Source organism: Rhodobacter maris, from assembly GCF_900217815.1.
In the GTDB taxonomy this organism is placed as follows: domain Bacteria; phylum Pseudomonadota; class Alphaproteobacteria; order Rhodobacterales; family Rhodobacteraceae; genus Rhodobacter; species Rhodobacter maris.
Map to the genome: position 1 here is coordinate 84,416 of NZ_OBMT01000010.1, position 26,780 is coordinate 111,195.

Below are 26,780 nucleotides of genomic sequence, written 5' to 3' on the forward strand. Positions count from 1 at the left end.
CGGACCCGAATCCGGCGGCAGAACGGAAGAGGCAGGGCATGGCACTGGGCAGATCGGCGGCGCTTCGGGTCGGAAGTCTTGTGCTTGTGTGCACACTGGCGGCCTGCGGCGGCGGTGCCTCCGCGAACAAGGAACCGCCGCTCGAAAATTTCACCGCCGAAGAGATCTACAAGCGGGGCGAATACGAGCTTGAGGTCGGCAATCCACGGCGCCCTTCGGAAGCCTTGCGCTACTTCCAGGAAGTCGAGCGGCTCTATCCCTATTCCGAATATGCCAAGCGCGCGCTGATCATGCAGGTTTTCGCGCAGCACAAGGCGAAGAAATACGAGGAGGCGCGGGTCTCCGCGCAGCGCTATCTGGACACCTATCCGGGGTCGGAAGACGCGGCCTATGCCAAATATCTGCTGGCGCTGAGCTACTACGACCAGATCGACGAGGTCGGCCGCGATCAGGGCCTCACCTTCCAGGCGCTGCAGGCTTTGCGCGAAGTGATCGAGCAATATCCCGAGAGCGATTATGCCCGCTCGGCGGCGATGAAATTCGACCTCGCCTTCGACCATCTGGCGGCGAAGGAAATGGAGATCGGGCGCTATTACCTCAAGAAGGGGCATTATACCGCCGCGATCAACCGCTTCCGCGTTGTTGTCGAACAATATCAGACCACCACGCAGACGCCCGAGGCGCTCGAGCGGCTCGTCGAGGCCTATCTCGCGCTTGGCCTCGTCGATCAGGCGCAGACGGCGGGGGCGATCCTTGGCCACAACTTCCAGTCCTCGCCCTTCTATGACGATGCCTACCGGCGGCTCAAGAAGCAGGGGCTGGAGCCGGAGGCGAAGGGCGAAAGCTGGCTCTCGACGATCTACCGTCAGGTGATCAAGGGCGAGTGGCTCTGAGCCAGGGCCGGGCCTGCTTGCGGGGACAAACATGCTGCGCACGCTCGATATCCGGGACATGCTGCTGATCGACCGGCTCGAACTGGATTTCGGGGCCGGGCTCAATGTGCTCACCGGCGAGACCGGGGCGGGCAAGTCGATCCTGCTTGATTGCCTCGGCTTCGTGCTGGGCTGGCGGGGCAGGGCGGAGCTTGTGCGGCAGGGGGCGACGCAGGGCGAGGTGGTCGCCGTCTTCGATCTGCCCCCGGGCCATGCGGCGCGCGCGGTTCTGGGCGGGGCAGGGCTGCCGGTGTCCGACGAGCTGATCTTGCGGCGAGTGAATGCCACCGATGGGCGCAAGACCGCGTTCATCAACGACCGCCGCGCCTCCGGCGAGGTGTTGCGTGCGGTCTCGCAGACGCTCGTGGAACTGCACGGCCAGCAAGATGACGGCGGTCTTTTGAATGCCCGCGGTCACCGCGCTGCGCTCGATGCCTTCGCGGGGCATGATGATCTCCTTTTTGCCACCCGGGCTGCCTGGGGCGCGCGGGCGGCGCTTGCCAAACGCCTCGGCGAGGCGCGCGCGGCATTGGCCGCGGTGCAGGCGGAGGAGGACTTCCTGCGCCACGCCGGGGCCGAGCTCGAGAAGCTGTCGCCCCGCGCCGGAGAAGAGGCGGAGCTCGACTCGCGCCGCCGTCAGATGCAGGCCGCCGAAAAGATCCGCGCCGATGTCGCGCGCGCCGCGCAGATGCTCGGTCCCGAGGGGGCGGAGGGGGCGATGCGCGATGCTGACCGCTGGCTCTCGGGCGCCGCAGACCGCGCCGAAGGCGCGCTCGATGCGCCCCTTGCCGCGCTCGAACGTGCGCTGATCGAGCTTGGCGAGGCGGCCTCGGGCGTCGAGGCGGCGCTTGACGCCATGTCATTTGATCCGCGCGCGCTCGAAGCCTGCGAGGAGCGGCTTTTCGCGTTGCGCGCAGCGGCGCGCAAACACGCTGTGCAGCCCGACGATCTGGCGGGGCTCGCCGAAACGCTGGCTGCGCGGCTCGCGGCGCTCGACGCGGGGGAGGCGGGGATTGCGCGGCTTGAGGCGGAACTCTCTGCCGCCGAGGCGCGCTACGGCGCGGCGGCGGAAGCACTCTCGACTGCGCGTGCGGCCGCCGCGGGGCGGCTCGATGTGGCGATGGCGGCGGAACTTGCGCCGCTCAAGCTGGAACGTGCGGTGTTTTCCACCCGGATCGATCCGGGCGAGGCGGGTCCGGAGGGGTGCGATACGGTGGCCTTTACCGTCGCGACCAACCCCGGCGCGCCCGCGGGGCCTCTCGACAAGATCGCCTCGGGGGGCGAGCTCTCGCGCTTCCTGCTCGCGCTCAAGGTCGTGCTCGCGCGCGGCGCCGATGCGCTGGTGCTGATTTTCGACGAGATCGATCGCGGTGTCGGCGGCGCCACCGCCGATGCGGTGGGGCGGCGGCTGGCAAAACTTTCCGAAGGCGCGCAAGTGCTCGTCGTCACCCATTCGCCGCAGGTGGCCGCACGCGGGGCGACCCATTTCCGCGTCGCGAAATCGGTTGCCGACGGCATGACCACGTCACGCGTCGAACCGCTTGCTCCCGCCGCCCGGGTGGACGAAATCGCACGGATGATTGCGGGGGCCGAAGTGACCGACGCCGCCCGTGCCGCCGCCGAGGCGCTTTTGGCGGGGTGAGCAGGGCGCGCCGGCGCCGCTCAGGCTTCCACCACGAATTGGGCTGAGACGATCTGCCAGCCCGCGCCGGTGCGTTCGAGCGTGGCGCAGAGCACGGCGCCGATCCGGCCCGCCTCGGCGCCGGTCTCGTCGACAAGTCCCGACAGCACGAAGCGTTGCAGCAGAACCGCCGCGCTGTCGCCGATCGGGCGGAAGCGGTTGCGCCCGGTGACGAGCCGTGCACGCTGGAAGGCGCCGGCGAATTCGCCGGCGAGCAGTTCCGCAATCTCCTTCGGGTTCTGCCCGGTCCCGCCGGTCAGGCTCAGAAACTCGCCGTCCGGGGCGAACAGGGCCGCGATGCCGCGCGCGTCGCGCGTGCCCCAGAGCGCCGCAAACCGGCGCGGCAGCTCGGCCGGATCGACCAGCATCACGGCCACTCGCCCGGCGCGGGCACCAGCTTGCCGGGGTTGAGGATGCCTTGCGGATCGAGCGCGGCCTTGATCGCGCCCATCACCGCCCAGGCGGGGCCATGCTCCTCGGCCATCATGTAGCGTTTGCCCATGCCGATCCCATGTTCGCCAGTGATCGTGCCGCCCATTTCGAGCGCCATATGCGCCAGATCATGCGCCACGGATTTCGCCCGGGCAAGCTCGTCGGCATCCTTGCGGTCGAGCAGCAGGATCGCGTGGAAATTGCCGTCGCCCACATGGCCGAGGATCGGGCCGGTGAGGCCCGCCGCATCGATCATCGCGCGGCCTCGCGCCACCGCCTCGGCCAGTCGCGACATCGGCACGCAGACATCGGTCACGAGCCCCATGCAGCCCGGCCGCGCGGCAAGGCAGCTCGAATAGGCGGCATGGCGCATCTTCCAGAGCCGGTTGCGTTCCTCGGTCGTGGTGGCCCATTGGAAATCGGCGCCGCCCATCTCCGCGACCACCTCGCCAAAGCGCGCGCTGTCCTCGGCAACGCCCGCTTCCGAGCCGTGGAACTCGATCATCAGATGCGGCTTCTCCGGCATCGCCGTGCCGTTCATCTTGTTGAAGACGCGCACGATCTCGGCATCGACAAATTCGATCCGCGCCATCGGCACGCCCAGTTGCATCACATGCTGCACCGTCTCGACCGCCGCTTCGAGCGTGTCAAAGGCACAGACCGCAGAGGACACCGCCTCGGGCTGGGCATGCAGGCGCAGGGTCAGCTCGGTGATCAGCCCGAGCGTGCCCTCGGAGCCCAGCATCAGCGCGGTGAGGTCATAGCCGGAGGCAGATTTTGCCGCGCCGGAGCCGGTGCGGATCACCCGGCCGTCGGCCAGCACCACCTCAAGCGCCGCCACATTGTCCCGCATCGAGCCATAGCGCACCGTCGTCGTGCCCGAGGCGCGGGTCGCGGCCATGCCGCCGAGCGAGGCATTGGCGCCCGGATCGACCGGGAAGAAAAGCCCGGTGGTGCGCAGCTCGGTGTTGAGCGCCTCACGGGTCAGGCCGGGTTGCACCCGCACCAGACGATCTTCGGGGCGGATCTCCATCACCCGGTTCATGCGGGCGAAATCGACGACGATTCCCCCTTCGACCGCGAGCGCATGGCCCTCAAGCGAGGTGCCCGCGCCCCAACCCACCATCGGCACGCCAAACCGTGCGCACATTTTCGTGAGGGCCGCCAGCTCCCCGGTGCTTTCGGGATAGACGACAGCCTCCGGCGGGGTCGGCGCGAACCAGGTTTCGGAGCGGCCGTGCAGATCGCATTCCGCCTTTGTGCGCAAGATTCTTGCGCCCAGAAGCGCTTCTGCCTCATTCCAGAACTCAGCCCGATCCATCTGCTCCTCCGTCGTTTCGCCCCTTCTAGGCGCAACGGTCCCGCGCTGAAAGGGGCGAAAAATCGCACTGACTTGGTGTTGATCAATGCCGCCGATGGGAGCAGGACATAGGCCGGGAAAGGGAGGCGCCTGAGGTAGGGGCGCTGCAAGGAGACCGCAATGATTTTCGAAAGCCGCATGTATCACGAAATCGAGCCGGGGATGAGCGCAGAGCTGCGCCGGCTTTGCACCGCAGACGACATCTATGCCTTCGTCGCCGCCTCGGGGAACCACAATCCGATGCACCTCGAACATGTCGATGCGGAGGGCCAGAAGGAAAAACCGTTGGCCCCCGGCCTCTTCGTGGCGGCGCTGATCTCTTCGCTTCTGGGCTCGATCCTGCCCGGGCCGGGCACCCGCTACCGCGATCAGCAGCTGACCTTTCATGATTATGTCACCGCGGGCGAAGAGCTGGTGGCGAAAGTGACCGTGACGGCGAAGGAGGGCGACGGACTCGTCGCGCTCGACACCGAGGTGCGCCGGGTCGACGGTGGCGCCCTGGTGTGCTCGGGCACGGCCAAGGTCTTCGCGCCCACCACCTATATCCGCTACGAGGAAATCGACGCCCCCGGCCTCATCGTGCAACGCCACCGCCATTTCGAGGCGCTTCTGGAGAAGGCCGAAGACCTGCCGGAACTGGCCACGGCCGTGGTCTGCCCCGAGGAGCAGAGCGCGCTTGAAGGCGCGTTGATTGCCGCCGAACGCGGATTGATCCGGCCCATTCTGATTGGTGTGCCCGCCAGGATCGAGGCGGCGGCGAAAGCGCTTGGCAAGTCGCTGAGCAATTACGAGCTGGTCGAGATGACGAGCCACCGCGATGCGGCGCGCGCGGCCGTGGCGCTGGTGCGCGAGGGGCGTGCGCAGGCGATCATGAAGGGGCATCTGCACACCGATGACCTGCTGCGTCCGATGCTCGACAAGGAAAAGGGGCTGCGCATCGGGCGCCGCTTCACCCATGTGTTCGTGATGGATGTGCCCGGCGTCTCGCATCCGCTTCTGGTGACCGATGCGGCGATCAACATTGCCCCCGATCTGCCCACCAAGGTCGACATCTGCCAAAACGCGATCGATCTCGCGATCTCGCTGGGCATGGAAACGCCAAAAGTGGGCGTGCTGAGCGCGGTGGAAACAGTGAACCCGGCGATGCCCTCCTCGATCGACGCGGCGCTGCTTTCGAAAATGGCCGAGCGCGGCCAGATCAAGGGCGGCGTGGTCGATGGGCCGCTCGCGATGGATAACGCGGTTGATCTCGGTGCTGCGCGCACCAAGGGGCTGCGTGGCCCGGTGGCGGGGCAGGCCGATGTGCTCGTAGTGCCCGGGATCGACGCGGGCAACATGCTGGCCAAACAGCTCGCCTATATCAGCCATGCCGAAGCGGCGGGCGTGGTGCTCGGCGCGCGGGTGCCGGTGATCCTCAATTCGCGGTCTGACAGCGCGATGGCGCGGCTCGCCTCGGCGGCGGTGGCCTCGATCCACTGGCATCGCCTGACCGGGGGGAATGCTTGATGACACGCGCGATCCTGACGCTGAACGCGGGGTCTTCCTCGCTCAAACTGGGGCTCTTCGACGAGTCGCTGGCGCCGCTCGCCACGGCCCATGTGGACCGGCTGGGCGCGCCCGAGGCGAGCCTGAAGCTCACCGATGCCGAGGGCCGGAAACTGCCGAGCGAGGGCTTCAGTGCCGATGATTTCGCCACCCATACGCTTGCGCTGCGCTCGGCGCTCTCGGCCTTCCGCGCCGATCTGCCCGGGCTCGAGATCACCGGCATCGGCCACCGGATCGTGCATGGCGGCATCCAGCATGCCGAGCCCGAGCCGGTGACCGAGGTGCTGATGGACCATCTCGAGCGGCTCACCCCCTTTGCGCCGCTGCACCAGCCGCATAACCTTGCGGGCGTGCGCGCCGCGATCGAGGCCTTTCCGGGCGTGGCGAACATCGCCTGTTTCGACACCGCTTTCCACCGCGGTCATCCCTTCGTCGAGGATACTTATGCGCTGCCGCGCAGCTACTACGAAAAAGGCGTGCGGCGTTACGGCTTCCACGGGCTGAGCTATGCCTATATCGACGGCGTGCTGGCGGCCGAGGAGCCGGAGCTGCGCGCCGGGCGTGTGGTGGTGGCCCACCTTGGCTCGGGCGCCTCGATCTGCGCGATCCGCAACGGTCAGTCGATCGCCTGCACGATGGGGTTCTCGACGCTTTCGGGCCTGCCGATGGGCACGCGCGCGGGCGAGCTCGATGCGGGCGTGGTGCTCTATCTGATGGATCAGGAAAAGATGGATGCCGCCGAGATCACCGAGCTGCTCTTCAAGCGCTCGGGGCTCTGGGGGATGTCGGGGGTGTCGAACGACATGCGCACGCTTGTGGCCTCCAAGGAGCCCCATGCGCGCGAGGCGATCGACTATTTCTGCCATCGGGTGAGCCGCGAGATCGCCTCGCTCGGCGCGGCGATGGGCGGGCTCGACGCGCTGATCTTTTGCGGCGGCGTGGGGGAGAATTCCGCGCTCGTGCGCGAGGACGTCTGCGCCACGCTCGGCTGGGCCGGAGTGGAGATCGACAGCGAGGCCAATGCGGCCCATGCGCGCGAGATCTCGACCGGGCGGGTGGCGGTGCGCGTGATCCCGACGAACGAGGAGATCGTCATTGCCCGTGCCGCGAAATCGGCGCTGAAAATGTAAACTATCGCCTCGGCAGAGCCGAGGCGACCCGCCGGGGGGCCCCGCCCCCCGGCCAGCGACAAGAGTGCCGCGCGACGACCTCGTCGCGTCTCAGCCCATGCGCTCGGAGGTATAGCCGCCGGGCGAGGCGGCGAAAACCACGGTCTTGTTGCCGTTGATGAAGGTGCGGTGCTGCACATGGGCGTGAATGGCGCGGGCGAGCACCAGCGCCTCGACATCGCGCCCGAGGCTGACGTAATCCTCCGGGCTCTGCGCATGGGTGACGCGCACCGTGTCCTGCTCGATGATCGGGCCTTCGTCGAGATCGGCGGTGACGTAATGCGAGGTCGCCCCGATCAGCTTCACGCCGCGCTCATAGGCCTGCTTGTAGGGGTTGGCGCCCTTGAAGGAGGGCAGGAAGGAATGGTGGATGTTGATGATCCGCCCCGACATCTTCTGGCAGAGCGCATCCGAGAGGATCTGCATGTAGCGCGCGAGCACGACAAGCTCGGCGCCCGAATCCTCGACCACCGAGAGCAGCCGCGCCTCGGCCTCGGGCTTGTTCTCTTTCGTCACCTTGATGTGGTGGAAGGGGATGTCGTGGTTCACCACCACCTTTTGATAGGTGAGGTGGTTCGAGACCACGCCGACGATCTCCACCGGCAGCGCGCCGATGCGCCAGCGGTAGAGCAGGTCGTTCAGGCAGTGGCCGAAGTTCGAGACCATCAGCAGCACCTTCATCTTGGCGCTCGCGTCATGCATCGCCCAGTCCATCGCGAAGGTCTCGGCGAGCGGCGCGAAGCCCGCCTTGAGCGCGTCGAGATCCTTGCCGGTTTGCGAGGCGAAAGTGATCCGCATGAAGAACTGCCCGGTGAGCAGATCGTCGAACTGGCTCGAATCGGTGATGTTGCAGCCGGTATCGGCGAGGTAGTTGGCGATCGCGGCCACGATCCCGCGGGTCGTGGGGCAGTTCACCGTCAGCACATAGTCGGTCATTCCGGGTTCCTTTCGCGGCCCCGTGCCGGGATCTCGGGGGGCGTGGAGCGCATATTCGCCGCCCGGGCGGAAAGCTCCAGCCGGGATGCGACGACGCTTGGGTGAAAAACGTCAGCGGCGGTGTCGCAAATGCGCCCCCTGTTTCCGATAGTGGAGGCCGCCGCTGCGTGGCTGGGGTTTCGCCGCGGCGGGCCGCGGCGACCCGGGCGGGGGCTGCCGCCCCCGCACCCCCGCCTGCCCGCGGCGCAAGAGGGAGGGGCGCGCCCCTTCCGGGCGGCGTTACGGGACTGCGCCCCACCGACCGGAAGGCGGGCCGCGATGCACGGGAAATGACGGGATCCGGTGTTGATACGCCTGATCGCGCCGAATCACCGCGCCGTGTTCGCGTGTGATCTGGTACGATCTTGCCGATTCTTTGCGATGCTGGCGCAAAAGTGCAAAAGCTGATGGGAATTTGCCCCACTCGATCTTCTTGAGGATCGTTTTTTTGAAGGAACAATATATTGTGGCCTGAGTTTGAGATGGATCAAAGTTTTCCGGGACTTCCCAAGGAAGATGACACAAGCGCTTGAGTTTTCAGGGCGTCTGAAGGGCTTCGGGCAGGGGGGATTTCGCCACCTATCCAAAATTTCCCTTGAATTCCCATGCCTGACCATGGCATTCCTTGGTCATCGAGAAGACGGGCACGGGGCGGCAAGACCCCACGGCGCAAAGACCGGGTTTCATACAGGCACCCGCTTCACGAACGAGAGAGATCCGGCGCGCGAGCGAGCAGACATCCCCCCAGGTGGCGCGCGCGAACGGACAGCCCAGAAGATGGGACGAGGGCGGCGGATCGAGCAGTGGCAGCAGCTCGATCCGCCGTTTTCCATAACAGGCCACCGGAATGGCTCACCGGGGCAGGACAGGGACAGGAGTTGCCGCCTTGGCGGGCATGTTCATCGGCGAATACACCTTCAAGGTGGACAGCAAGGGTCGCGTGTCGATCCCGGCGCTGTTTCGTCGGGAACTCGAGGAGGGCGATGCCGAGGCCGCCGTCACCAAACGCCCCCGTCTCGTGCTCGTCTATGGCGCCGATACCCAGAAAATGCTGCAGGTTCATTCCTACACGGGCTTTCAGGCGCTGGCCGCGAAGATCAACGCGCTGCCTTACAGCGATCAGAGCCGCGCGATCCTGCAACGCTTCGTGCTCAACAAGGCCCATCCGACCGAGATCGACCCCGATGGCCGCCTTGTGCTGCCCGCAAGCCTGCGCGAGCGTTTCAAGCTCGCGGGCGACGCCTATTTCGCCGGCATGGGCGATATTTTCGAGATCTGGAACCCCGAGACTTTCGCCGAGGTGGACAAGGCGCGGCTCGACAAGCTGATGGCCGACAAGGGCGAGGATTTCGACCCGCTAAGTCTGCTCGGAGGGGTCTGAGATGGAAGCCCAGCCCCACATTCCGGTTTTGTTGCGGCCGCTCCTTGAAGCGGTCGCGCCTGTCTTTGGCACCTGGATCGACGGCACCTTTGGTGCGGGCGGCTATACGCGCGGGCTCATGGCCGCGGGCGCGGCCCGGGTGATCGGCATCGACCGCGACCCGGCCGTGTTCGCCATGGCCGAGACCTGGCGCGGGGAGTATGGCGACCGGCTGACGCTGGTGGAGAACACATTCTCCGAACTCGATACCGTCGCCTCGGAGGACGCGCCCGAGGGCGTGGCGGGGGTGGTGCTCGACCTTGGTGTCTCCTCGATGCAGCTGGATCAGGCCGAGCGCGGGTTTTCCTTCCTGCGCGACGGGCCGCTCGACATGCGGATGTCGCAAGAGGGGCCGAGCGCGGCAGATATCGTCAATACCGCCGAGGAGGGGGCGCTCGCCGACATCCTCTATCATTATGGCGAGGAACGCGCCTCGCGCCGGATCGCGCGGGCGATCGTGGCCGCGCGCGCCACTGCGCCCTTCGAGAGCACGAAACAGCTCGTAGGCGTCATCGAGCGCTGCCTGCCGCGCCCGAAGCCCGGCCAGAGCCACCCCGCCACACGATCATTTCAAGCGCTCCGCATTGCGGTGAACGATGAATTCGGGCAATTGATCGCAGGGTTGGAGGCGGCGGAACGCGCGCTTGCACCGGGGGGCAAACTGGCTGTCGTCACCTTTCATTCGCTTGAGGATCGCGTCGTGAAACGCTTCTTCCAGGCGCGCTCGGGTCGGGCCGCAGGGGGCAGCCGCTATGCGCCGGAGGCGGCGCAGGAAGCGGCCGCCTTCACGTTGCTGACCCGCAAGGGGGTCGGCCCAGACGATCGGGAGCTGGCCGAGAACCCGCGCGCCCGCTCGGCCATCCTGCGGGTGGGGCTGCGCACCGAGGCGCCCGCAGGCACCGCTGACCGCGCCACATTGGGCTTGCCCGCCCCCGTTCTCTCCAAACCCGCAAACCGGGAGCGCCGCAGATGAAGACCATCTCCTATCTCTTTGCCGCGCTTGTCGTTCTGGGGCTCGCCTTCTGGGCCTACCATGTCAATTATGCGACCAAGGACCGGCTGGCCGAACTGCGCCGGCTCGACAATCAGATCGCCGATCTGCAGGAAGGGCTGAGCGTGCTGCGTGCGGAATGGGCCTATTTGAACCGCCCCGAGCGGCTGCGCGAACTCGTCAATCTCAACTTCGCCACGCTGGGTCTGCTGCCGCTCGCCCCCGAGCAGTTCGGCACCGTCGCCCAGGTGGCCTATCCGCCCGCCGATGCCGAACTCGAGGGCCGCGAAAACCCGGCGCTCTCGGAGATGGAACTCTCGCCGGCGATCGACGTGATGTCCCGCCGCAGCCAGGAGGTCGCGCAATGACAACGCCGCGCACGCCGCTTCGCCCGCTGGCCCGCATCCTCGATGCCCGCGCCCGTGGCGAGAACCCCGACCGGATCGAGCGGGAGAACCTGCGCGCCCGTGGCGAGGCCGGGCGCGAGGCGGCGCGCGCGCGCGTCGAATGGCGGATCTGGCTCGTCGTGGCGATCTTCGTGATGTGCTTCTCGGCGGTTGGGGTGCGGATGGGCACGATTGCCGCCGCCACGCCTGAAGAGCCCGAACGCGGCGACAGCGCGCCCGCGATTTTGGCGCAACGCGCCGATATCACCGACCGCGAGGGACGGGTTCTGGCCACCAACCTCGTGACCCATGCGCTTTACGCCCAGCCGCCGATGATGGTCGATCCGGCGGGCACTGCGCAGAAGCTGGTGCAGATCTTCCCCGATCTGGATCTCAAACGCCTCACGGCCGATTTTACCGGCACGCGCAAATTCGTCTGGATCAAGAAGAAGATCTCGCCTGAGCAGATGCAGGCGGTGCATGACATCGGTGAGCCGGGGCTCCTGTTTGGCCCGCGTGAGATGCGGCTCTATCCCAATGGCAAGCTCGCGGCGCATGTGCTGGGCGGGGCACGGTTCGGCGCCGAAGGCGTGGCCTCGGCCGAGATCATCGGCACAGCCGGGGTCGAGAAGGCCTTCGATGGCTGGTTGCGCGACCCCGCCAACAAGGGCGCGCCGCTCGTGCTCTCGATCGATCTCACCGTGCAGCAGGCGCTGGAAGAGATCCTCGCGGGCGGCATGCGGCTGATGAATTCCAAAGGCGCGGCCGCGGTGGTGATGGAGGTGCATACGGGCGAGGTTGTGGCGATGGCGAGCCTGCCCGATTTTGACCCGAACGACCGCCCGGCGCCACTCGCCAAGGGGGATGCCTCCGACAGCCCGCTGTTCAACCGCGCGGTGCAGGGCGTTTACGAGCTTGGCTCGACCTTCAAGATCTTTGCCGTGGCGCAGGCGCTCGAGCTTGGCCTCGTGAACCCGGCGACGATGATCGAGGCGAATTCGCCGATGACCTGGGGCCGCTTCAAGATCCGCGATTTCCACAATTACGGACCATGGCTTTCGGTCACCGACGTGATCGTGGAAAGCTCCAACATTGGAACGGCGCGGATTGCGCTGATGATCGGCGGGGAGCGGCAGAAGGCTTTCCTCACGCGGCTCGGCCTGCTCGACCCCTCGCCGGTGGAGTTGGCCGAGGCCCCTTCGGTGCGCCCGCTCAGCCCGCCGAAATGGTCGGAAATTTCCTCCATGACGGTGGCTTACGGGCATGGCATCGCGGCTTCGCCGATCCATCTGGCGGCGGCCTATGCGACGATCGCGAATGGCGGATACCGGATTACGCCAACGCTGGTGCATGGCGCCGATCACCCGCCGGGCGAGGCGGTGATCAGCGAGCGGACGGCGCAGACCGCGCTTGCGATGATGCGTGCAGTGGTGACGCGCGGCACCGCCTCCTTTGCCGATGTGAAGGGCTATGAGGTTGCGGGCAAGACCGGCACCGCCGACAAGGTGCGCCCCTCCGGCGGCTATTATGACGACAAGGTGATTGCCACCTTCGCCTCGGCCTTCCCGGCCTCGGACCCGAAATATGTGCTGGTGCTGACGCTCGACGAGCCTTCGGCCTTTGCCGCCAATGCCAATCGCCGCACAGCGGGCTGGACGGCGGTGCCGGTTGCCGCCGAGGTGATCCGCCGCATCGCGCCGCTTCTGGGGCTGCGCCCGGCCGATGTGGTGCCCGAGGAGATGGCGGGGATCCAGCTGGTGAAAGCCGCGGGCGGGCATTGAGCGGCGAGGGGCGGCACCGGTCCGGCGTGCCGTCCGATCGCTTCGACGCCCACGATCACGAGGCTTTGCGCCGGTTCTGGCGCATCGCCGCAGGGGCGCGTTGACGGGGCGCGACCTTCCTCGATAAATGGGCAAAACGGCACGAAAGGACACCAGATATGGCCCCGACAGCGAAGCCATTGAGCGCATTGGGCCTGACGGCCCGGTCGGGCGAGGATGTCTCGGTTTCCGGGCTTTCGGTCGACAGTCGGCAGGTGTTGCCCGGCCATCTCTTTGCCGCGCTGCCCGGCACCAAGGTGCATGGCGCGACTTTTGTTCCGGCCGCGATCGAGCGCGGCGCGGGGGCGGTGCTGACCGATCGCGAAGGCGAGGAGATCGCGCGGGCGGCGCTTGCAAGCGCGCCCGTGGCGCTGGTTGTCGTGGAAGATGCCCGCCTTGCCCTTGCCTGCGCCGCGGCGCTCTTTTTTGGGGCCCAGCCCGAGACGATGATCGCCGTGACCGGCACCAATGGCAAAACGTCGGTCGCCACTTTCACCCGCATGCTCTGGCAGGCGATGGGCCTTGAGGCCGCCAATATCGGCACCACCGGCGTCGAAGGCGCTTTCACCGCGCCCTCCGCCCATACCACGCCCGAGCCGATCACGCTGCACCGGCTGCTCTCTGAAATGGCCGCCGCCGGGGTCACCCATGCGGCGATGGAGGCCAGCTCGCACGGGCTCGCACAGCGCCGGCTTGACGGGGTGATGCTGCGCGCCGCCGCCTTCACCAATTTCACCCAAGATCACCTCGATTATCACGAGAGCTTCGAGGCGTATTTCGAGGCCAAGGCCGGGCTTTTCACCCGCGTTCTGCCGGACGAGGGCACGGCCGTGCTCAATATCGACGACCCGAAGGGCGCCGAGCTGGCCCGCCGCGCCACCGAGCGGGGGCAAAAGGTGATCCGGGTCGGGCGCGCCGATGCCTGTGAGATCCAGCTTCAGGCGCAACGGTTTGACGCCGCGGGGCAGGATGTGCGCTTTCTCTACATGGGCGGGCCGCAGCTGGTGCGCCTGCCGCTGATCGGCGGCTTTCAGGCGATGAATGCGCTCACAGCCGCCGGGCTCTGCATCGCCTGCGGCGCGGCCCCCCGCGAGGTGTTTGCCGCGCTCGGCCAGCTTTCGACCGTGCGCGGGCGGATGCAGCTTGCCGCCACCCGAACGAATGGCGCCACGGTCTTTGTCGATTTTGCCCATACCCCGGATGCGGTCGAGACCGCGCTGAAAGCGCTCAGGCCGCATGTGATGGGCCGCCTTGTGGCGATTGTCGGCGCGGGGGGCGACCGCGACCGCACCAAGCGTCCGCTGATGGGCGCCGCGGCCACGCGCCATGCCGATCTTGTTATCGTGACGGACGACAATCCCCGCACCGAAGACCCGGCCGCGATCCGCGCAGCCGTGAGGGAGGGCGCGGGGTCGGAAGCCGTGGAGGTGGGCGACCGGGCCGAGGCGATCCTGCGCGGGGTCGATGCGCTGGGGCCCGGCGACGCGCTCCTGATCATGGGCAAGGGACATGAGCGGGGCCAGGTGATCGGCACGGATATCTTTCCGTTTGACGATGCGGAACAGGCCTCGATCGCGGTCGCGGCCCTCGACGGGGTGATCTGAGATGGCGCTCTGGACCTCTGCCGAACTCGCCATTGCCACCCATGGTCGGGCCAGCCGTGCCTTCGAGGTCACGGGGATCTCGATCGACAGCCGCGCAATTGTGCCGGGCGATCTCTTCGTGGCGCTGAAAGATGTGCGTGACGGCCATGATTTCGTGGCCGATGCGCTCAGGAAGGGCGCGGCGGCCGCGCTGGTGAGCCGGGTGCCCGAGGGCTGTTCCGCGACCGATCCGCTTCTTGTTGTGGCGGATGTTCTTGAGGCTTTGCAAGCTCTTGGCCGGGCCGGGCGGGCACGTTCTACGGCCCGGGTGATTGCCGTCACCGGCTCAGTGGGCAAAACCTCGACCAAGGAGATGCTGCGCGCGGTGCTGTCGCCGCAAGGCAAGGTCCATGCCGCCGAGGCGAGTTTCAACAACCATTGGGGTGTGCCGGTGACGCTTGCGCGCCTGCCCGTTGATGCCGATTTCGCCGTGGTCGAGATCGGCATGAACCATCCCGGAGAAATCGCGCCGCTCGCGCGCCTCACCCGCCCGCATGCGGCGCTGATCACCACCGTCGCGGCGGCGCATCTTGAGGCCTTCGAGAGCCTTGCGGGGATCGCGCGCGAGAAGGCCGCGGTCTTCGAGGGGCTCGAGCCGGGGGGCACGGCAGTGGTGCCGACCGGGCTTGAGGTGACGCCGATCCTGATCGGGGCGGCGCGGGCCCATGCCGCGCGCACGATCACCTTTGGCCCCGAACCGGGCTCGGAATATCTGCTGAAATCGGCCACGATCTCGGGCGATGCGACGATCGTGCAGGCCGAGAGTGCCGCAGGTCCGCTCCTCTTCAAGGTGATGACACCCGGAAAGCACTTTGCGTCCAATGCTCTGGGGGTGCTCGCTCTGGCCGAGGCGGTGGGCGCCGACCCGGCCCTTGTCGCGCTCGATCTTGCGCTCTGGCGTCCGCCCGCAGGGCGCGGCAGCCGCGAGCGGATCTGGCTCGACCTGATCGACGAGACGCAGAGTTTCGATCTCTTTGACGATGCCTTCAACGCCAATCCGACCTCGCTTGAGGCCGCGCTCGAGGTGCTGGCCGGGCAGCGCCCGCGCGATGGGGTGGGGCGGGTGCATCATGGCCGCCGGGTCGCCATTCTGGGTGACATGCTGGAGCTCGGCCCCGAGGAGGTGGCGCTGCATCTGGCCATCGCCGAACATCCGGCGCTGGCGCAGGTCGATCTTGTTCATGCGGCGGGCCCGCTGATGTGGCATCTCTTTGACGCGCTGCCGCGCGAGAAGCGCGGCGAATGGCATGCGAGCGCGCCCGAGCTTGTGGCGCGGGCGCCGCATCTGGTCGATGCCGGCGATGTCGTGCTCGTGAAGGGCTCGAAGGGCTCGAAAGTCAGTCTGGTTGTTGACGCGCTGCGCAAACTCGGCCAACCGGGCGCGGCGGATGCTTTCAGGGGAAGAGAATAATGCTCTACTGGCTTGCCAATCTCTCCGACGGAGGGGATTTTTTCAATCTTTTCCGATACATAACATTTCGTGCCGGGGGGGCTTTCTTCACGGCGCTGATCTTTGGCTTCCTGTTTGGCCGGCCCTTGATCACGGTCTTGCGCCGCAAGCAGGGCAAGGGCCAGCCGATCCGCGACGATGGCCCCGCCACGCATTTCGCCAAGGCCGGCACGCCCACCATGGGGGGCTTGCTGATCCTCTCGGCGCTGCTCTTTTCAACGCTGCTCTGGGCCCGGCTCGACGAGGCTTATGTCTGGATCGTGCTCGGCGTGACCTATGGCTATGCGGCGATCGGCTTTGCCGATGATTACGCCAAGGTGACGAAGCAGAACACCAAGGGCGTGAGCGGGCGCAAACGGATGGCGCTTGGCCTCGCGCTGGCGGCGGTGGCGGCAACGCTCGCTGCCCTCGTGCATCCGCCGGAACTTGCCTGGCAACTGGCGCTGCCGGTGTTCAAGGATGCGCTGGTCAATCTCGGGTTTTTCTTCATCCCCTTTGCGATGTTCGTGATCGTTGGCGCAGCCAATGCCGTGAACCTGACCGACGGGCTTGACGGGCTTGCCATCATGCCGGTGATGATCGCCGCCGCCGCCCTGGGCGCTATCGCCTATGTGGTGGGGCGTGCAGACTTCACGCAATATCTGGGTGTGCATTTCGTGCCCGGCACGGGCGAGTTGTTTGTTTTTACCGCTGCGCTGATCGGCGGAGGCTTGGGCTTTTTGTGGTATAACGCGCCGCCTGCGGCGGTGTTCATGGGCGACACGGGCTCGCTGGCGCTCGGTGGCGCGCTCGGGGCGATTGCGGTCTGCACCAAGCACGAGCTGGTGCTGGGCGTCGTCGGCGGGCTCTTCGTGGTGGAAGCGCTCAGCGTGATCATCCAGGTCGGCTATTTCAAGGCGACCGGCAAGCGCGTTTTCCTGATGGCGCCGATCCACCACCATTTCGAGAAGAAGGGCTGGGCCGAGCCGCAGATCGTGATCCGGTTCTGGATCATTGCGCTGATCCTGGCGCTGATCGGGCTCGCAACGCTGAAAGTGCGCTGAGCCCCGCGCCGCCCCCGCCACAGAGAAATGCGCAGACCGGCGTGCCCAGGGCGCGCCGGTTTTCGTTTGCCCGCGACGAAAAGCGCAGGCCCAGAGCCCCCTGTGCGTCAGATTGCTCTCTTTTCCGTGTCCGGCTTTGTCGTAATCATCCGCGCAGCGCTTCGTCCGCCGGGGGTGGCACCTGCCTCCGGGGCGACGGCTCGAGGCGCAGCGCTGGTGGCCTTCCGGCCCCGGCGTTTCGCGCCTCGGTCCGGATACATCAAAGGAACACCCCATGTCCGATACCCCGATGATCAAGAACTTCACCGACCCGCTCAAAATCACCGCGCTGCTGCTGCCGTTTCTCGTGTTCTTCGCCGATCTCTCGGGGATGAGCAATCTGACGCTGGGCTGGGGGCCGGTGATCGCGATCACGATCGGGCTTCTCGCGCTGTGCCGGTTTCTCGATGTCGTGGTCGGCGCCGATGAGCGGCCGATGACCGCCGAGCGTGCCCGGGTGGCGATCTGGGTGTTTTTGATGATGCTTGATCTCGTTGCGCTGATCTTTGCGATGATGCAGCCGGGCCTGACCTGGCTCGTCGCCGCGCTCGCGGTCACTTTCGGCTTTGTCGGCATCCTCGGCCCGGGCCTGAAAAAACGCGGCTGATCCCCGCCCCGCTACGTCCTCGTCTTGCGGCCCCGTTTCCGAAAGGAAGCGGGGTTTTCCTGTACCGGGGGGCGCAGGAGGACGCGAGCTCTCTCCAGGACCGCAGCCGCGGCCCCAATCCCCCGTCGACCGGCATTTTGCGCCCGCAAGCCGGGGCAGGGGTTTTCCTTCTGCGACGGGCCGCCTATCTGGGGCAGGCGATCCCGCCCGCTTGCCCGAAAGCCTCCCATGTCGCTTGAAACCCTGATCTCCACGCTAGGCCTGCCCGGGATTTTCCTCGGCACCATGGCTGAGGGCGAAGCGGTAGCGTTTTTCGGAGGCGTGTTGGCGCATCGGCATTTCTTTCCGATCGAGATGGTGACGGCGGTGGTGACGGCGGGCTCCATCACGGTCGACAATCTCGGCTTTGCGATCGGCCGACGCGCCGGGCAGAGGGCTTTCGTGCGCCGTGAGCTCAAGCGCGGGCCGGTGCGCGCGCTTCACGGTCTTCTGGAGCGCCACCCGCTGCCCGCGCTGCTGGGGTTTCGCTTCGTCTACGGGCTCAAGCTTGCGGGGGCGGTGCTGATCGGCACAAGCCCCGTGCCCTGGCGCCGCTTTGCCTTGCTCGACGCCCTCGCCTGTGTGATCTGGGCGCATCTCTTCTGCTGGATGGGCTTTGCCGCGGGCGGCGCGATCACCCGGATCTTTGGTCAGATGCGCCTGCCCCATCATCTCGGCCTCGCGCTCGCGGGCTTCCTGCTGGCCGCCCTTGGCCTGCACCTGTTGCGTCAGCACCGGAAGCGGACGCGCGCCGAAGAGAGCGAGTGAAGGGGCTTTTCCTTTCATCTTGGTTGCAATACCTCGGGGGGGCGGGGCCGCGCCCCGCTTGCGAGAGGGAAGACAAAGATGATTGCGGTTCAGGGCTATGCGGGCGCGCGGGTGGCGGTGCTGGGGCTCGGGCGCTCGGGGCTGGCGACAGCCGCGGCGCTCAGGGCGGGCGGCGCCGAGCCCGTGCTCTGGGATGACAGCCCCGAAGCGCGCGCGAAGGCCGAGGCGGCGGGCTGGGCCTGCACCGATCTGACCCGGACCGGTGCGCTGGAGGGGCTCGCGGCCCTGATCACCTCGCCGGGCATCCCGCATCTTTATCCGCGGCCCCATCCGGTGATTGCCGCCGCCATGGTGGCGGGCGTGCCGGTCGATAACGACATCGGGCTCTTTTTCCGCTCCTGGGCGACGCCCGCGTGGGATGATTTCGACGTCACGCCCCGCACCATCTGCGTCACCGGTTCGAACGGGAAATCGACGACTACGGCGCTGATCCATCACATCCTCGCCCATGCCGGGCGCCCGACGCAGATGGCGGGGAACATTGGCCGCGGTGTGCTTGACCTTGATCCGCCGCAGGACGGCGAGGTGGTCGTTCTCGAGCTCTCGAGCTACCAGACCGACCTTGCCCGCGCCCTCACTCCCGACATTGCTGTGTTCACCAACCTCTCGCCCGACCATCTCGACCGTCACGGCGGCAGGGGCGGCTATTTTGCCGCCAAGCGCCGCCTGTTCGCCGAGGGTGGGCCGGACCGCGCCGTGATTGGCGTGGACGAGCCCGAAGGGGTCTATCTCGCCAATCAGATTGCCATGGGGCGCGAGGATGACCGGCTGATCCGTATCTCAGCGGCGCAGAAACTCGGCGATTACGGCTGGTCGGTTTTCGCGCGCAAAGGGTTTTTGGCAGAATGGCGCAAGGGGCGGCAGGTGGCGTCGATCGACCTGCGCGGGGTCAAGGGCCTGCCCGGCGCGCATAACCATCAAAACGCCTGCGCCGCCTATGCGGCTGTGCGCTCGCTCGGGATCGCGCCGAAGCTGATCGAGGAAGCGTTTCACAGTTTTGCCGGCCTGCCGCATCGCAGCCAGACCGTGGCCGAAAAGCGCGGTGTGCGCTTTGTCAACGACAGCAAGGCCACCAATGTCGACAGCGCGGCAAAGGCGCTCGAAGCGTTTAAAAATATCCGCTGGATTGTTGGCGGCATGGGCAAGGAGGGGGGAGTTTCCGCTCTCAAGCCGCTGCTCGGCACAGTGAAGAAAGCCTATTTCATCGGTCATTCGGGGCGGGATTTCGCGCTTGAGCTGGCCCCGCTCGCGCATGAGATCTGCGAGACGATGGCGCAGGCGGTGGCGCGGGCGGCAGAAGAGGCAGAGCCGGGCGATACGGTCCTTCTGGCCCCCGCCGCGGCGAGCTTCGATCAATACCCGAACTTCGAAAAACGGGGTGACCATTTCACCGAACTGGTGCAGGCTCTTCCCGACTGAATTTCGGGGAGAGGATGATGGAGGGAAGCTGCACCTGCGGCGCGTTGCGCTATCGGCTCACGGATGCGCCGATGATCACTCATTGCTGCCATTGCAGCTGGTGTCAGCGCGAGAGCGGATCTGCTTTTGCGGTCAATGCAGTGATCGAGACCGACAAGCTCGAGATCACCGGCGCGTTCGACTATGTTATGACGCCGTCCGCCTCCGGCAAGGGGCAGGAGATCGCACGCTGCCCGATCTGCAAGGTCGCTGTTTTCAGCCATTACGCGGGGGCAGGGCGGGTTGCCGCCTTTGTGCGCGTGGGCACGCTGAAAGACCCCGCCGCCTGCCCGCCGGATGTGCATATCTACACCTCCACCAAGCTTCCCTGGGTCGTCCTGCCCGAGGGGGCGAAGGTGTTTGCCGAATATTATCGCTCTGCCGAGGTCTGGAGCGCGGCGGCACTGGACCGGCGAAAGGCGGCGCTTGCCAAGGGGTGAAGGCGCTTACCAGAGCCCTTTCGCGCTTTCCTTCAAAAGCGCGGTGGAGCGGTGCAGCGCCTCCCATTCGGGGGGATCGAGCGAGGGCACGAGCGTCGAGACGACGCCCGCCGCCCCCACCACCCGCGGCAGGCTCGCCGCCACATCCGCGACGCCCGCCACCTGCGGCGTGCGGATCGAGAGCGTCAGCACCGCGCGCTGATCGTCGCGGATCGCCAGCACCAGCCGCGCCAGCCCCGCGCCGATGCCATACCAGGTTGCGCCCTTGCCCTCGATGATGCGGTAGGCGGCGCGCCGCACGCCCTCGTCGATCTTCGCGCGCACCGACTCGGTGATATCCACGCCCAACTGTGCCGCGATCCGGTCAAGCGGCTCGGCGCCCACCCGCGCGCTTGACCAGGCGAGCACCTCGCTGTCGCCATGCTCACCCAGCACGAATCCATGCACCGAATGCGCGGCAATCCCCAGATGCCCGGCGAGCAGTGCCCTAAACCGTGCCGAGTCGAGCAAGGTGCCGGTGCCGATCACCCGCTCGGGCGGCAGACCGGAGGCCCGCTGCGCCACCTCGGTCATGATATCGACCGGGTTAGAGGCGACGATCAGGATCGCGTCCGGCGCATAAGTTCGGACCTGGGAGATCACCTCGGAGAACACTTCGGCGTTGCGCGAGAGCAGGCTCAACCGGCTCTCGCCGGGTTTTTGCGCCACGCCCGCGGCGAGAATGACCACGCCCGCGCCTTGAAGCGAGTCATAGCCGCCCGCGCCAAGCTTGCACGATTGCGCGAAGGGCACGGCGTGGTGAATGTCTTCGCGCTGTGCCTGCGCCAGCGCGGCGTTGCGATCCACGAACACCACTTCCGAGGCCACGCCCCGCATCACGATTGCAAATCCCGCCGCCGAGCCGACCATGCCCGCGCCCACGATACCGACTTTCATCGTCCGATTCCTTCTATTCGTTAGCGCCACCATCGCACTCCGGTCCCGAAAGCGAAACCCGTTTCGGCTCCGGCTTCCCCTGTCTTGCAGGGGGTCCGGGGGGCGCAGCCCCCCGGCGGGTCGCTTCGGCCCTGCCGAAGCGAAACATCTTCCCGCATCGCTGCGCCGCAGGGTGTTTGCGCTAGGCAGCGGCCACAACTTGGGCTAGAGTCGTGCCAAGACCCGGATACCGGGCGATCAGAGGCAGCAAGAGCATATCCCCATGACGGAAATGGTTTTCGGCACCGCGCCCGTGCGGGCCACGGATCCCGTGCTCCCGCGCTGGTGGCGCACGATCGACAAATGGGCCCTCGCGGCGGTGCTGGCGCTTTTCGGCGTCGGCATGCTTCTGGGGCTCGCCGCCTCGGTGCCGCTGGCGGAAAAGAACGGCTTGCCCGCCTTTTTCTACGTCAAGAAACAGGCCTTCTTCGGCGGCATTGCGCTTCTTGCGATGCTGGGTCTGTCGCTGATGACGCCGCAGCAAGTCCGCCGCATCGGCGTGATCGGCTTTCTGGGCGCTTTCATCACGCTGATGGCGCTGCCCGTCATCGGCACGGATTTCGGCAAGGGCGCAGTGCGCTGGATCTCGCTCGGCTTCGCCTCGTTCCAGCCCTCGGAATTCCTCAAGCCCGGCTTTGTCATCGTCGGCGCCTGGTTCATGGCGGCGGCGCAAGAGGTCGCGGGCCCGCCCGGGCGACTTTATTCTTTCCTGCTCACCGCGCTGATCGTGATCACCCTCGCGCTGCAACCTGACTTTGGTCAGGCCTCGCTGGTGCTCTTTTCGTGGATGGTGATGTATTTCGTCTCCGGCGCGCCGATCCTGCCTTTGGCCGCCACTGCGGGGTTGAGCGCCGCGGGCGGCTTTCTGGCCTATAATATGTCCGAACACGTGGCGCGGCGGATCAACGGCTTCCTGAGTGCCGATATCGACCCGCGCACCCAGATCGGCTATGCGACGAACGCGATCCAGGAGGGCGGCTTTCTCGGCGTCGGCGTCGGTCAGGGCTCGGTGAAATGGTCGCTCCCCGATGCCCATACCGATTTCATCATTGCCGTTGCTGCCGAGGAATACGGGCTCATTCTCGTGCTCGTGATCATCGCGCTTTACGCCACGGTGGTGCTGCGCTCGATTGCACGGATGACCCGCGAGCGCGACCCCTTCGCCCGCATCGCGGGCACCGGCCTTGCCTTTGCTTTTGGCGTACAGGCGCTGATCAACATGGGCGTGGCGGTGCGGCTTCTGCCTGCCAAGGGGATGACGTTGCCCTTCGTGAGCTATGGTGGCTCCTCCGTCATTGCCACCGGCATTGCGCTCGGTTTCCTCTTTGCGCTGACCCGGTCCCGGCCGCAAAACGAGATCGCCCGCATCCTCGGTCATCGGTCCATCGGCTGAGGGGGCGCAGATGAGCGAAAAACCTGAAAACGCGCCGCTGCTGCTGATCGCCGCTGGCGGCACCGGCGGGCATATGTTCCCCGCGCAGGCTTTGGCCGAGGCGATGGTGCGCCGCGGCTGGCGGGTGAAGCTTTCGACCGATGCGCGCGGCGCGCGCTATACCGGCGGCTTTCCCCATGTGGTGCAGGTGGAAAAGGTCGCCTCCGCCACTTTTGCGCGCGGGGGCGCTCTGGCCAAACTGGCCGTGCCCTTCCGCCTTGCAGGCGGCGTGCTCTCGGCCACCCTGCGCAACATGAAGGACCGGCCCCGCGTGGTCGTGGGCTTTGGCGGCTATCCGACGATCCCGGCGCTGGCCTCCGCCACGCTTTTGGGCCTGCCTCGCGCGATCCATGAGCAAAACGGCGTGATGGGCAAGGTCAACCGGGTCTTTGCCAAGCGTGTCAGTGCCTTTGCCTGTGGCACCTGGCCCACGGATCTGCCCACGGGGGTGCAAGGGCTCCATACCGGCAATCCGGTGCGCGCGGCGGTGGCCGAGCGCGCCGCCGCCCCCTATATCCCGCCCGGCGATTACCCGATGTCGGTGCTCGTGATCGGCGGCAGCCAGGGTGCGCGGATCCTCTCCGATCTCGTTCCCGCGGCTCTTGCGGCGTTGCCCGAGCGGCTGCGGCACCTGCTGCGGGTCTCCCATCAGGCCCGGCCGGAAGACGCCGCGCGTGTCAAGCGCGCCTATGCCGAGGCGGGTATCGATGCCGAGGTCGAGCCCTTTTTTACCGATGTGCCGCGCCGCCTGGCCGAATGCCAGCTCGTGATCTCGCGTGCGGGGGCCTCTTCTGTGGCCGACATTTCCGTGATCGGGCGGCCTGCCATCCTCATTCCCTATGCCGTTGCGGCGGGCGATCACCAGACCGCCAATGCCCGCGGCCTTGTCGATGCCGGGGCCGCGATCCTTGTGCCCGAGGCCTCGGCCCGGATGGAAACCCTGCGTGATCAGATCGCGCTGGTGCTGGACAATCCCGAAGGGGCAGGGCAGATGGCGCGGGCGGCGCTTTCCTACGGCATCCCCGATGCCACCGCGCGCCTTGTCGCCCTTGTCGAACAGCTTGCAGGATCCACCCCATGAACGCCACCAAACTGCCGGGTGAACTCGGCCCCATCCATTTTGTCGGTATCGGCGGCATCGGCATGTCGGGCATTGCCGAGGTGCTGCTGACGCAGGGGTTTGCGGTGCAGGGCTCGGATGCGAAAGCGTCCAAGATCACCGCGCGGCTTGAAGAACTTGGCGCCATTTTCCACGAGGGCCAGCGCGCCGAGAATATTGGCGAGGCCGCCGTGGTGGTGATTTCTTCCGCGATCAAGCCCGGCAACCCGGAGCTGGAAGAGGCGCGCCGTCGCCATCTGCCGGTGGTGCGCCGCGCCGAGATGCTGGCCGAACTGATGCGGCTGCGCTCGAATATTGCCGTTGCGGGCACGCATGGCAAAACCACCACGACGACGATGGTGGCGACGCTGCTGGACAAGGGGGGCTTTGACCCGACCGTGATCAACGGCGGCATCATCCATGCTTATGGCTCCAATGCGCGCGCGGGCGCGGGCGAATGGATGGTGGTCGAGGCGGATGAAAGCGACGGTTCCTTCAACCGCCTGCCCGCCACCATTGCCATCGTCACGAATATCGACCCCGAGCATATGGAGCATTGGGGCACAATCGAAAATCTGCGCCGCGGCTTTTATGATTTTGTCTCCGGTATTCCGTTTTACGGGCTGGCCGTGTGCTGCACCGATCACCCCGAGGTGCAGGCGCTTGTGGGCAAGGTCACGGACCGGCGCGTGACAACCTTCGGGTTCAACGCGCAGGCCGATGTGCGCGCGGTGAACCTCAGCTTTGCAAACGGCAACGCCCATTTTGACGTGCTGTTGCAATCCGAAGGCGCGAGCGCGAAAATCGAGGGCTGCACCCTGCCGATGCCGGGCGATCACAACGTTTCGAATGCGCTCGCGGCGGTGGCGGTGGCGCGTCATCTCGGCATGAAGAAAGACGAGATCCGTGCCGCGCTGGCGGCCTTTGGCGGCGTCAACCGGCGCTTCACCAAAGTGGGCGAAGTGCTTGGCGGCGTCACCATCATCGACGATTACGGACACCACCCGGTGGAGATCGCGGCTGTGCTCAAAGCCGCGCGCCAAGCCGTTTCGGGCACGCCCGGCGCGCGCGTGATCGCGGCGCACCAGCCGCATCGCTACACGCGCCTCTCCAACCTCTTTGACGATTTCTGCACCTGTTTCAACGAAGCTGACGTGGTCGCCATCGCCGAGGTCTATGCCGCGGGAGAAGATCCGATCCCGGGGGCGAGCCGCGACGATCTGGTGTCGGGGCTCATTCGCCACGGCCACCGTCATGCCCGTGCGATCCTGAACGAGGAGGATCTGGCGCGGCTCGTGAAGGAACAGGCGCGGCCGGGCGATATTGTCGTCTGCCTCGGGGCCGGGACGATCTCGACCTGGGCGCAGGCCTTGCCCGCGCGACTGGGAGCGTAATCGCAAGGGAGGATGCCATGACGCTTTCGCTTGTCGCCGCCTGTCTCTGGGCGGTGGTCGCATCACTCATCGCGCTCGGTCCGCGCCGGTTTCACTGGCCCGCGGCCTGGGGGTTGATTGCTCTCGGCGTGCCGATCGTCGGCTGGGTCACCTGGGAAAACGGCCCGGTGCTCGGGCTGATCGTGCTGGCGGGGGGGGTGAGTGTGCTGCGCTGGCCGGTGCGCCGGCTTTTTGCCCGGATCGGCGCGGGCGAGCGCTGACACCCGGCCGAATCGCTCCCCTTTTCGCGCGCGGCTTAACGCCGTCAGCTATGAAATCTCTGACCCAGGGGCGCCCGACCTGCGCTTTGGGCGCGCGCCTGAGCGGAATTTCCCCCCAAACAGACCCGTCCTTCCTGCGCGGAACAGAGCTCACCTCCGGGGGGAGCCCTTTGATCTTGGTGCCATTTTCTCGCAGCTTTCGCCACCGGCGCTCCGCTGCTGCGCCAAACTGATCTGAACCGTGCATTTTAGATATTTCCGCGCAACGCCTCCCGCGGCGCTTCGCGTCAAATTAACGCGTCGGGCCATAAATGGAGCCTGTAAGCGAGCCCGTCTCGCAATGTGCCGCGCCTTGTGAGCTGTCCCGATCTGCGTGAAGCGCTTGCGCAGTTGCGTTTGGTGTCGGGCGCGCCTGTGACCAGTATCCCGATCCGTTTTGCGCCCTGTGACCAGTCTCGAACTGTTTTCCTGCCCTTTTTTGACCGGAAAGCCATATGCCCAACGAGACCCCAGAGTCTTCCGCGATCAATCCGATCGTTTTGGCCGAGGATGTCGGCCTGCGTGACGCCCCGGATCTGCATGCCAGCCTGCTGCGCACTTTTGAAAGCGGCGGCGCCGTTGTTGTCGATGCCACGCGCGCCGCTGCGCTGCATGTTTCGGTGCTGCAAGTGCTCATTGCCGCGCAGCGTCAGGCCGCAGTTCTTGGCCGGAGTTTCTCCCTGATCGCCTCCGAGCGCGGCACCTGTGCCAGCGCATTTGCCCGCGCGGGCCTCGCTTTGCCCGGCGTCGCGCCGGGCGAACCCAGTTGCCGTGGAAGGACAACGCCATGACAAAAACGATCCTGATAATCGACGATTCTCCCTCTGTTTTGCAGATGGTTTCCCATACGCTGAGCGCGTCCGGGTATCGCGTGATCGAGGCCTGCGACGGGTCGGACGGTTACTCGAAAGCTGTCGCCAACAGCATCGACGCAGTGGTCACCGATCTCAACATGCCCGGCATGAACGGGCTCGATTTCATTCGCAAATATCGCGCCTCGCCCAAAAGTGCCGGGGTGCCGATCGTGTTCCTGACCACCGAGACCGATGACCGGCTCAAGCGCGAGGCGCGTGATGCCGGGGCGACCGGCTGGATTTCGAAGCCGTTCCGGCCTGAACAATTGCTCGCCGTGGTCAAGAAGGTGGCCGGGGCATGAGCGGCGCACCCGATCCGACGGAGACCTTCCGGCAGGAGGCGCGCGACCTTCTGGAAACCCTTGAACAGACGCTGCTCGATCTCGGGCAGGATCCGCAAAACCGCGATCTTGTCGATGCGAGCTTTCGCGCCATGCATACGCTCAAAGGGTCGGGCGCGATGTTCGGC

General features: G+C 66.5%; 26 protein-coding genes. 22 read left to right on the forward strand and 4 right to left on the reverse strand.

All coding sequences use genetic code 11. The features are described 5' to 3' along the window. The first annotated feature begins 38 nt into the window (after nucleotides 1-38). Nucleotides 39-893 (forward strand): outer membrane protein assembly factor BamD, encoded by an 855-nt coding sequence (locus CRO22_RS13395; protein ID WP_097070671.1) that lies wholly within the window; start codon nucleotides 39-41, stop codon nucleotides 891-893. A gap of 31 nt (nucleotides 894-924) precedes the next feature. After that, nucleotides 925-2,574, forward strand: coding sequence for a DNA repair protein RecN (recN, locus tag CRO22_RS13400; RefSeq protein ID WP_097070672.1), 1,650 nt, complete (start codon nucleotides 925-927; stop codon nucleotides 2,572-2,574). Nucleotides 2,575-2,594: 20 nt separating this feature from the next. Here the strand turns inward: recN and CRO22_RS13405 are convergent, their stop codons facing one another. Continuing rightward, the gene (locus CRO22_RS13405) at nucleotides 2,595-2,981 is read right to left on the reverse strand and encodes an SgcJ/EcaC family oxidoreductase (protein ID WP_176518647.1); all 387 of its coding nucleotides are present in this window, start codon (nucleotides 2,979-2,981) and stop codon (nucleotides 2,595-2,597) included. Further along, the gene (locus CRO22_RS13410) at nucleotides 2,981-4,366 is read right to left on the reverse strand and encodes an FAD-binding oxidoreductase (RefSeq protein ID WP_097070673.1); all 1,386 of its coding nucleotides are present in this window, start codon (nucleotides 4,364-4,366) and stop codon (nucleotides 2,981-2,983) included. The genes CRO22_RS13405 and CRO22_RS13410 overlap by 1 nt, the downstream gene beginning before the upstream one ends. A gap of 159 nt (nucleotides 4,367-4,525) precedes the next feature. Between CRO22_RS13410 and CRO22_RS13415 the strand changes: the two genes are divergently transcribed. Together CRO22_RS13415 and CRO22_RS13420 are read left to right on the forward strand one after the other, a co-directional pair. Further along, nucleotides 4,526-5,911 carry a bifunctional enoyl-CoA hydratase/phosphate acetyltransferase gene (locus CRO22_RS13415; RefSeq protein ID WP_097070674.1) on the forward strand — a complete coding sequence of 462 codons (1,386 nt, stop codon included), beginning with the start codon at nucleotides 4,526-4,528 and terminating at the stop codon, nucleotides 5,909-5,911. Continuing rightward, nucleotides 5,911-7,080, forward strand: coding sequence for an acetate/propionate family kinase (locus tag CRO22_RS13420; protein ID WP_097070675.1), 1,170 nt, complete (start codon nucleotides 5,911-5,913; stop codon nucleotides 7,078-7,080). Before CRO22_RS13415 ends, CRO22_RS13420 begins: the two co-directional genes overlap by 1 nt. Nucleotides 7,081-7,170: 90 nt before the next feature. On the opposite strand, the gene purU is transcribed toward CRO22_RS13420, so the two are convergent. Beyond that, complete coding sequence (gene purU / locus CRO22_RS13425) at nucleotides 7,171-8,055, reverse strand: formyltetrahydrofolate deformylase (RefSeq protein WP_097070676.1); 885 nt, start codon at nucleotides 8,053-8,055, stop codon at nucleotides 7,171-7,173. 934 nt (nucleotides 8,056-8,989) lie between these two features. Here purU and mraZ point away from each other — a divergent pair. The 11 genes from mraZ to CRO22_RS13480 all read left to right on the forward strand — a co-directional run bounded on the left by mraZ (nucleotide 8,990) and on the right by CRO22_RS13480 (nucleotide 20,258). Then, nucleotides 8,990-9,475 (forward strand): division/cell wall cluster transcriptional repressor MraZ, encoded by a 486-nt coding sequence (mraZ, locus tag CRO22_RS13430; protein WP_245860980.1) that lies wholly within the window; start codon nucleotides 8,990-8,992, stop codon nucleotides 9,473-9,475. 1 nt (nucleotide 9,476) lies between these two features. Further along, on the forward strand, nucleotides 9,477-10,487 hold the full coding sequence (rsmH, locus tag CRO22_RS13435; protein ID WP_097070678.1) for a 16S rRNA (cytosine(1402)-N(4))-methyltransferase RsmH: 1,011 nt from the start codon (nucleotides 9,477-9,479) through the stop codon (nucleotides 10,485-10,487). After that, a complete protein-coding gene (ftsL, locus tag CRO22_RS13440; protein ID WP_097070679.1) occupies nucleotides 10,484-10,873 on the forward strand; it encodes a cell division protein FtsL in 390 nt (129 codons plus the stop codon). The genes rsmH and ftsL overlap by 4 nt, the downstream gene beginning before the upstream one ends. Beyond that, nucleotides 10,870-12,672, forward strand: coding sequence for a peptidoglycan D,D-transpeptidase FtsI family protein (locus tag CRO22_RS13445; protein WP_097070680.1), 1,803 nt, complete (start codon nucleotides 10,870-10,872; stop codon nucleotides 12,670-12,672). The genes ftsL and CRO22_RS13445 overlap by 4 nt, the downstream gene beginning before the upstream one ends. A gap of 158 nt (nucleotides 12,673-12,830) precedes the next feature. Continuing rightward, the gene (locus tag CRO22_RS13450) at nucleotides 12,831-14,315 is read left to right on the forward strand and encodes a UDP-N-acetylmuramoyl-L-alanyl-D-glutamate--2,6-diaminopimelate ligase (RefSeq protein WP_097070681.1); all 1,485 of its coding nucleotides are present in this window, start codon (nucleotides 12,831-12,833) and stop codon (nucleotides 14,313-14,315) included. A gap of 1 nt (nucleotide 14,316) precedes the next feature. After that, nucleotides 14,317-15,765, forward strand: a complete 1,449-nt coding sequence (locus CRO22_RS13455; protein WP_097070682.1) for a UDP-N-acetylmuramoyl-tripeptide--D-alanyl-D-alanine ligase — start codon at nucleotides 14,317-14,319, stop codon at nucleotides 15,763-15,765. Beyond that, nucleotides 15,765-16,847 carry a phospho-N-acetylmuramoyl-pentapeptide-transferase gene (mraY, locus tag CRO22_RS13460; protein WP_097070683.1) on the forward strand — a complete coding sequence of 361 codons (1,083 nt, stop codon included), beginning with the start codon at nucleotides 15,765-15,767 and terminating at the stop codon, nucleotides 16,845-16,847. Before CRO22_RS13455 ends, mraY begins: the two co-directional genes overlap by 1 nt. A 274-nt stretch (nucleotides 16,848-17,121) precedes the next feature. Next, the gene (locus CRO22_RS13465) at nucleotides 17,122-17,493 is read left to right on the forward strand and encodes a hypothetical protein (RefSeq protein WP_097070684.1); all 372 of its coding nucleotides are present in this window, start codon (nucleotides 17,122-17,124) and stop codon (nucleotides 17,491-17,493) included. Nucleotides 17,494-17,721: 228 nt separating this feature from the next. Next, on the forward strand, nucleotides 17,722-18,300 hold the full coding sequence (locus CRO22_RS13470; RefSeq protein ID WP_097070685.1) for a DedA family protein: 579 nt from the start codon (nucleotides 17,722-17,724) through the stop codon (nucleotides 18,298-18,300). 78 nt (nucleotides 18,301-18,378) lie between these two features. Further along, a complete protein-coding gene (murD, locus tag CRO22_RS13475) occupies nucleotides 18,379-19,779 on the forward strand; it encodes a UDP-N-acetylmuramoyl-L-alanine--D-glutamate ligase (protein ID WP_097070686.1) in 1,401 nt (466 codons plus the stop codon). Nucleotides 19,780-19,796: 17 nt separating this feature from the next. Continuing rightward, a complete protein-coding gene (locus CRO22_RS13480) occupies nucleotides 19,797-20,258 on the forward strand; it encodes a GFA family protein (protein ID WP_097070687.1) in 462 nt (153 codons plus the stop codon). Between the two features lie 6 nt (nucleotides 20,259-20,264). Here CRO22_RS13480 and CRO22_RS13485 read toward each other — a convergent pair whose 3' ends face one another. After that, nucleotides 20,265-21,194, reverse strand: coding sequence for an L-lactate dehydrogenase (locus CRO22_RS13485; protein WP_097070688.1), 930 nt, complete (start codon nucleotides 21,192-21,194; stop codon nucleotides 20,265-20,267). Between the two features lie 262 nt (nucleotides 21,195-21,456). Between CRO22_RS13485 and CRO22_RS13490 the strand changes: the two genes are divergently transcribed. From CRO22_RS13490 to CRO22_RS13520, 7 genes are all read left to right on the forward strand, one after another. Next, the gene (locus CRO22_RS13490) at nucleotides 21,457-22,626 is read left to right on the forward strand and encodes a peptidoglycan glycosyltransferase FtsW (RefSeq protein ID WP_097070689.1); all 1,170 of its coding nucleotides are present in this window, start codon (nucleotides 21,457-21,459) and stop codon (nucleotides 22,624-22,626) included. Nucleotides 22,627-22,636: 10 nt separating this feature from the next. Continuing rightward, complete coding sequence (locus CRO22_RS13495; protein WP_097070690.1) at nucleotides 22,637-23,746, forward strand: UDP-N-acetylglucosamine--N-acetylmuramyl-(pentapeptide) pyrophosphoryl-undecaprenol N-acetylglucosamine transferase; 1,110 nt, start codon at nucleotides 22,637-22,639, stop codon at nucleotides 23,744-23,746. Then, the gene (murC, locus tag CRO22_RS13500) at nucleotides 23,743-25,158 is read left to right on the forward strand and encodes a UDP-N-acetylmuramate--L-alanine ligase (protein ID WP_097070691.1); all 1,416 of its coding nucleotides are present in this window, start codon (nucleotides 23,743-23,745) and stop codon (nucleotides 25,156-25,158) included. Before CRO22_RS13495 ends, murC begins: the two co-directional genes overlap by 4 nt. Nucleotides 25,159-25,175: 17 nt before the next feature. After that, nucleotides 25,176-25,418, forward strand: a complete 243-nt coding sequence (locus tag CRO22_RS13505; protein ID WP_097070692.1) for a DUF2484 family protein — start codon at nucleotides 25,176-25,178, stop codon at nucleotides 25,416-25,418. A 494-nt stretch (nucleotides 25,419-25,912) separates the two neighbouring features. Continuing rightward, nucleotides 25,913-26,248, forward strand: coding sequence for an STAS domain-containing protein (locus tag CRO22_RS13510; protein WP_097070693.1), 336 nt, complete (start codon nucleotides 25,913-25,915; stop codon nucleotides 26,246-26,248). Continuing rightward, nucleotides 26,245-26,613: a response regulator gene (locus tag CRO22_RS13515; RefSeq protein ID WP_097070694.1), complete on the forward strand. Its 369-nt coding sequence runs from the start codon at nucleotides 26,245-26,247 to the stop codon at nucleotides 26,611-26,613. Before CRO22_RS13510 ends, CRO22_RS13515 begins: the two co-directional genes overlap by 4 nt. Next, nucleotides 26,610-26,780 (forward strand): Hpt domain-containing protein (locus CRO22_RS13520; protein ID WP_141399428.1); only part of this gene is annotated, 171 nt, incomplete at its 3' end. The genes CRO22_RS13515 and CRO22_RS13520, both read left to right, overlap by 4 nt.

Bases quoted from the DNA above. Each gene is read 5' to 3' on its own strand.
- mraZ (WP_245860980.1), top strand. From the start codon at position 8,990: ATGTTCATCGGCGAATACACCTTCAAGGTGGACAGCAAGGGTCGCGTG.
- murC (WP_097070691.1), top strand. From the start codon at position 23,743: ATGAACGCCACCAAACTGCCGGGTGAACTCGGCCCCATCCATTTTGTC.
- CRO22_RS13395 (WP_097070671.1), top strand. From the start codon at position 39: ATGGCACTGGGCAGATCGGCGGCGCTTCGGGTCGGAAGTCTTGTGCTT.
- CRO22_RS13415 (WP_097070674.1), top strand. From the start codon at position 4,526: ATGATTTTCGAAAGCCGCATGTATCACGAAATCGAGCCGGGGATGAGC.
- purU (WP_097070676.1), bottom strand. From the start codon at position 8,055: ATGACCGACTATGTGCTGACGGTGAACTGCCCCACGACCCGCGGGATC.
- CRO22_RS13505 (WP_097070692.1), top strand. From the start codon at position 25,176: ATGACGCTTTCGCTTGTCGCCGCCTGTCTCTGGGCGGTGGTCGCATCA.
- CRO22_RS13510 (WP_097070693.1), top strand. From the start codon at position 25,913: ATGCCCAACGAGACCCCAGAGTCTTCCGCGATCAATCCGATCGTTTTG.
- CRO22_RS13495 (WP_097070690.1), top strand. From the start codon at position 22,637: ATGAGCGAAAAACCTGAAAACGCGCCGCTGCTGCTGATCGCCGCTGGC.
- recN (WP_097070672.1), top strand. From the start codon at position 925: ATGCTGCGCACGCTCGATATCCGGGACATGCTGCTGATCGACCGGCTC.
- CRO22_RS13485 (WP_097070688.1), bottom strand. From the start codon at position 21,194: ATGAAAGTCGGTATCGTGGGCGCGGGCATGGTCGGCTCGGCGGCGGGA.
- murD (WP_097070686.1), top strand. From the start codon at position 18,379: ATGATTGCGGTTCAGGGCTATGCGGGCGCGCGGGTGGCGGTGCTGGGG.
- CRO22_RS13490 (WP_097070689.1), top strand. From the start codon at position 21,457: ATGACGGAAATGGTTTTCGGCACCGCGCCCGTGCGGGCCACGGATCCC.
- CRO22_RS13515 (WP_097070694.1), top strand. From the start codon at position 26,245: ATGACAAAAACGATCCTGATAATCGACGATTCTCCCTCTGTTTTGCAG.
- rsmH (WP_097070678.1), top strand. From the start codon at position 9,477: ATGGAAGCCCAGCCCCACATTCCGGTTTTGTTGCGGCCGCTCCTTGAA.
- CRO22_RS13465 (WP_097070684.1), top strand. From the start codon at position 17,122: ATGTCCGATACCCCGATGATCAAGAACTTCACCGACCCGCTCAAAATC.
- CRO22_RS13480 (WP_097070687.1), top strand. From the start codon at position 19,797: ATGGAGGGAAGCTGCACCTGCGGCGCGTTGCGCTATCGGCTCACGGAT.
- CRO22_RS13405 (WP_176518647.1), bottom strand. From the start codon at position 2,981: ATGCTGGTCGATCCGGCCGAGCTGCCGCGCCGGTTTGCGGCGCTCTGG.
- CRO22_RS13470 (WP_097070685.1), top strand. From the start codon at position 17,722: ATGTCGCTTGAAACCCTGATCTCCACGCTAGGCCTGCCCGGGATTTTC.
- CRO22_RS13455 (WP_097070682.1), top strand. From the start codon at position 14,317: ATGGCGCTCTGGACCTCTGCCGAACTCGCCATTGCCACCCATGGTCGG.
- CRO22_RS13445 (WP_097070680.1), top strand. From the start codon at position 10,870: ATGACAACGCCGCGCACGCCGCTTCGCCCGCTGGCCCGCATCCTCGAT.
- CRO22_RS13420 (WP_097070675.1), top strand. From the start codon at position 5,911: ATGACACGCGCGATCCTGACGCTGAACGCGGGGTCTTCCTCGCTCAAA.
- CRO22_RS13450 (WP_097070681.1), top strand. From the start codon at position 12,831: ATGGCCCCGACAGCGAAGCCATTGAGCGCATTGGGCCTGACGGCCCGG.
- ftsL (WP_097070679.1), top strand. From the start codon at position 10,484: ATGAAGACCATCTCCTATCTCTTTGCCGCGCTTGTCGTTCTGGGGCTC.
- CRO22_RS13410 (WP_097070673.1), bottom strand. From the start codon at position 4,366: ATGGATCGGGCTGAGTTCTGGAATGAGGCAGAAGCGCTTCTGGGCGCA.
- mraY (WP_097070683.1), top strand. From the start codon at position 15,765: ATGCTCTACTGGCTTGCCAATCTCTCCGACGGAGGGGATTTTTTCAAT.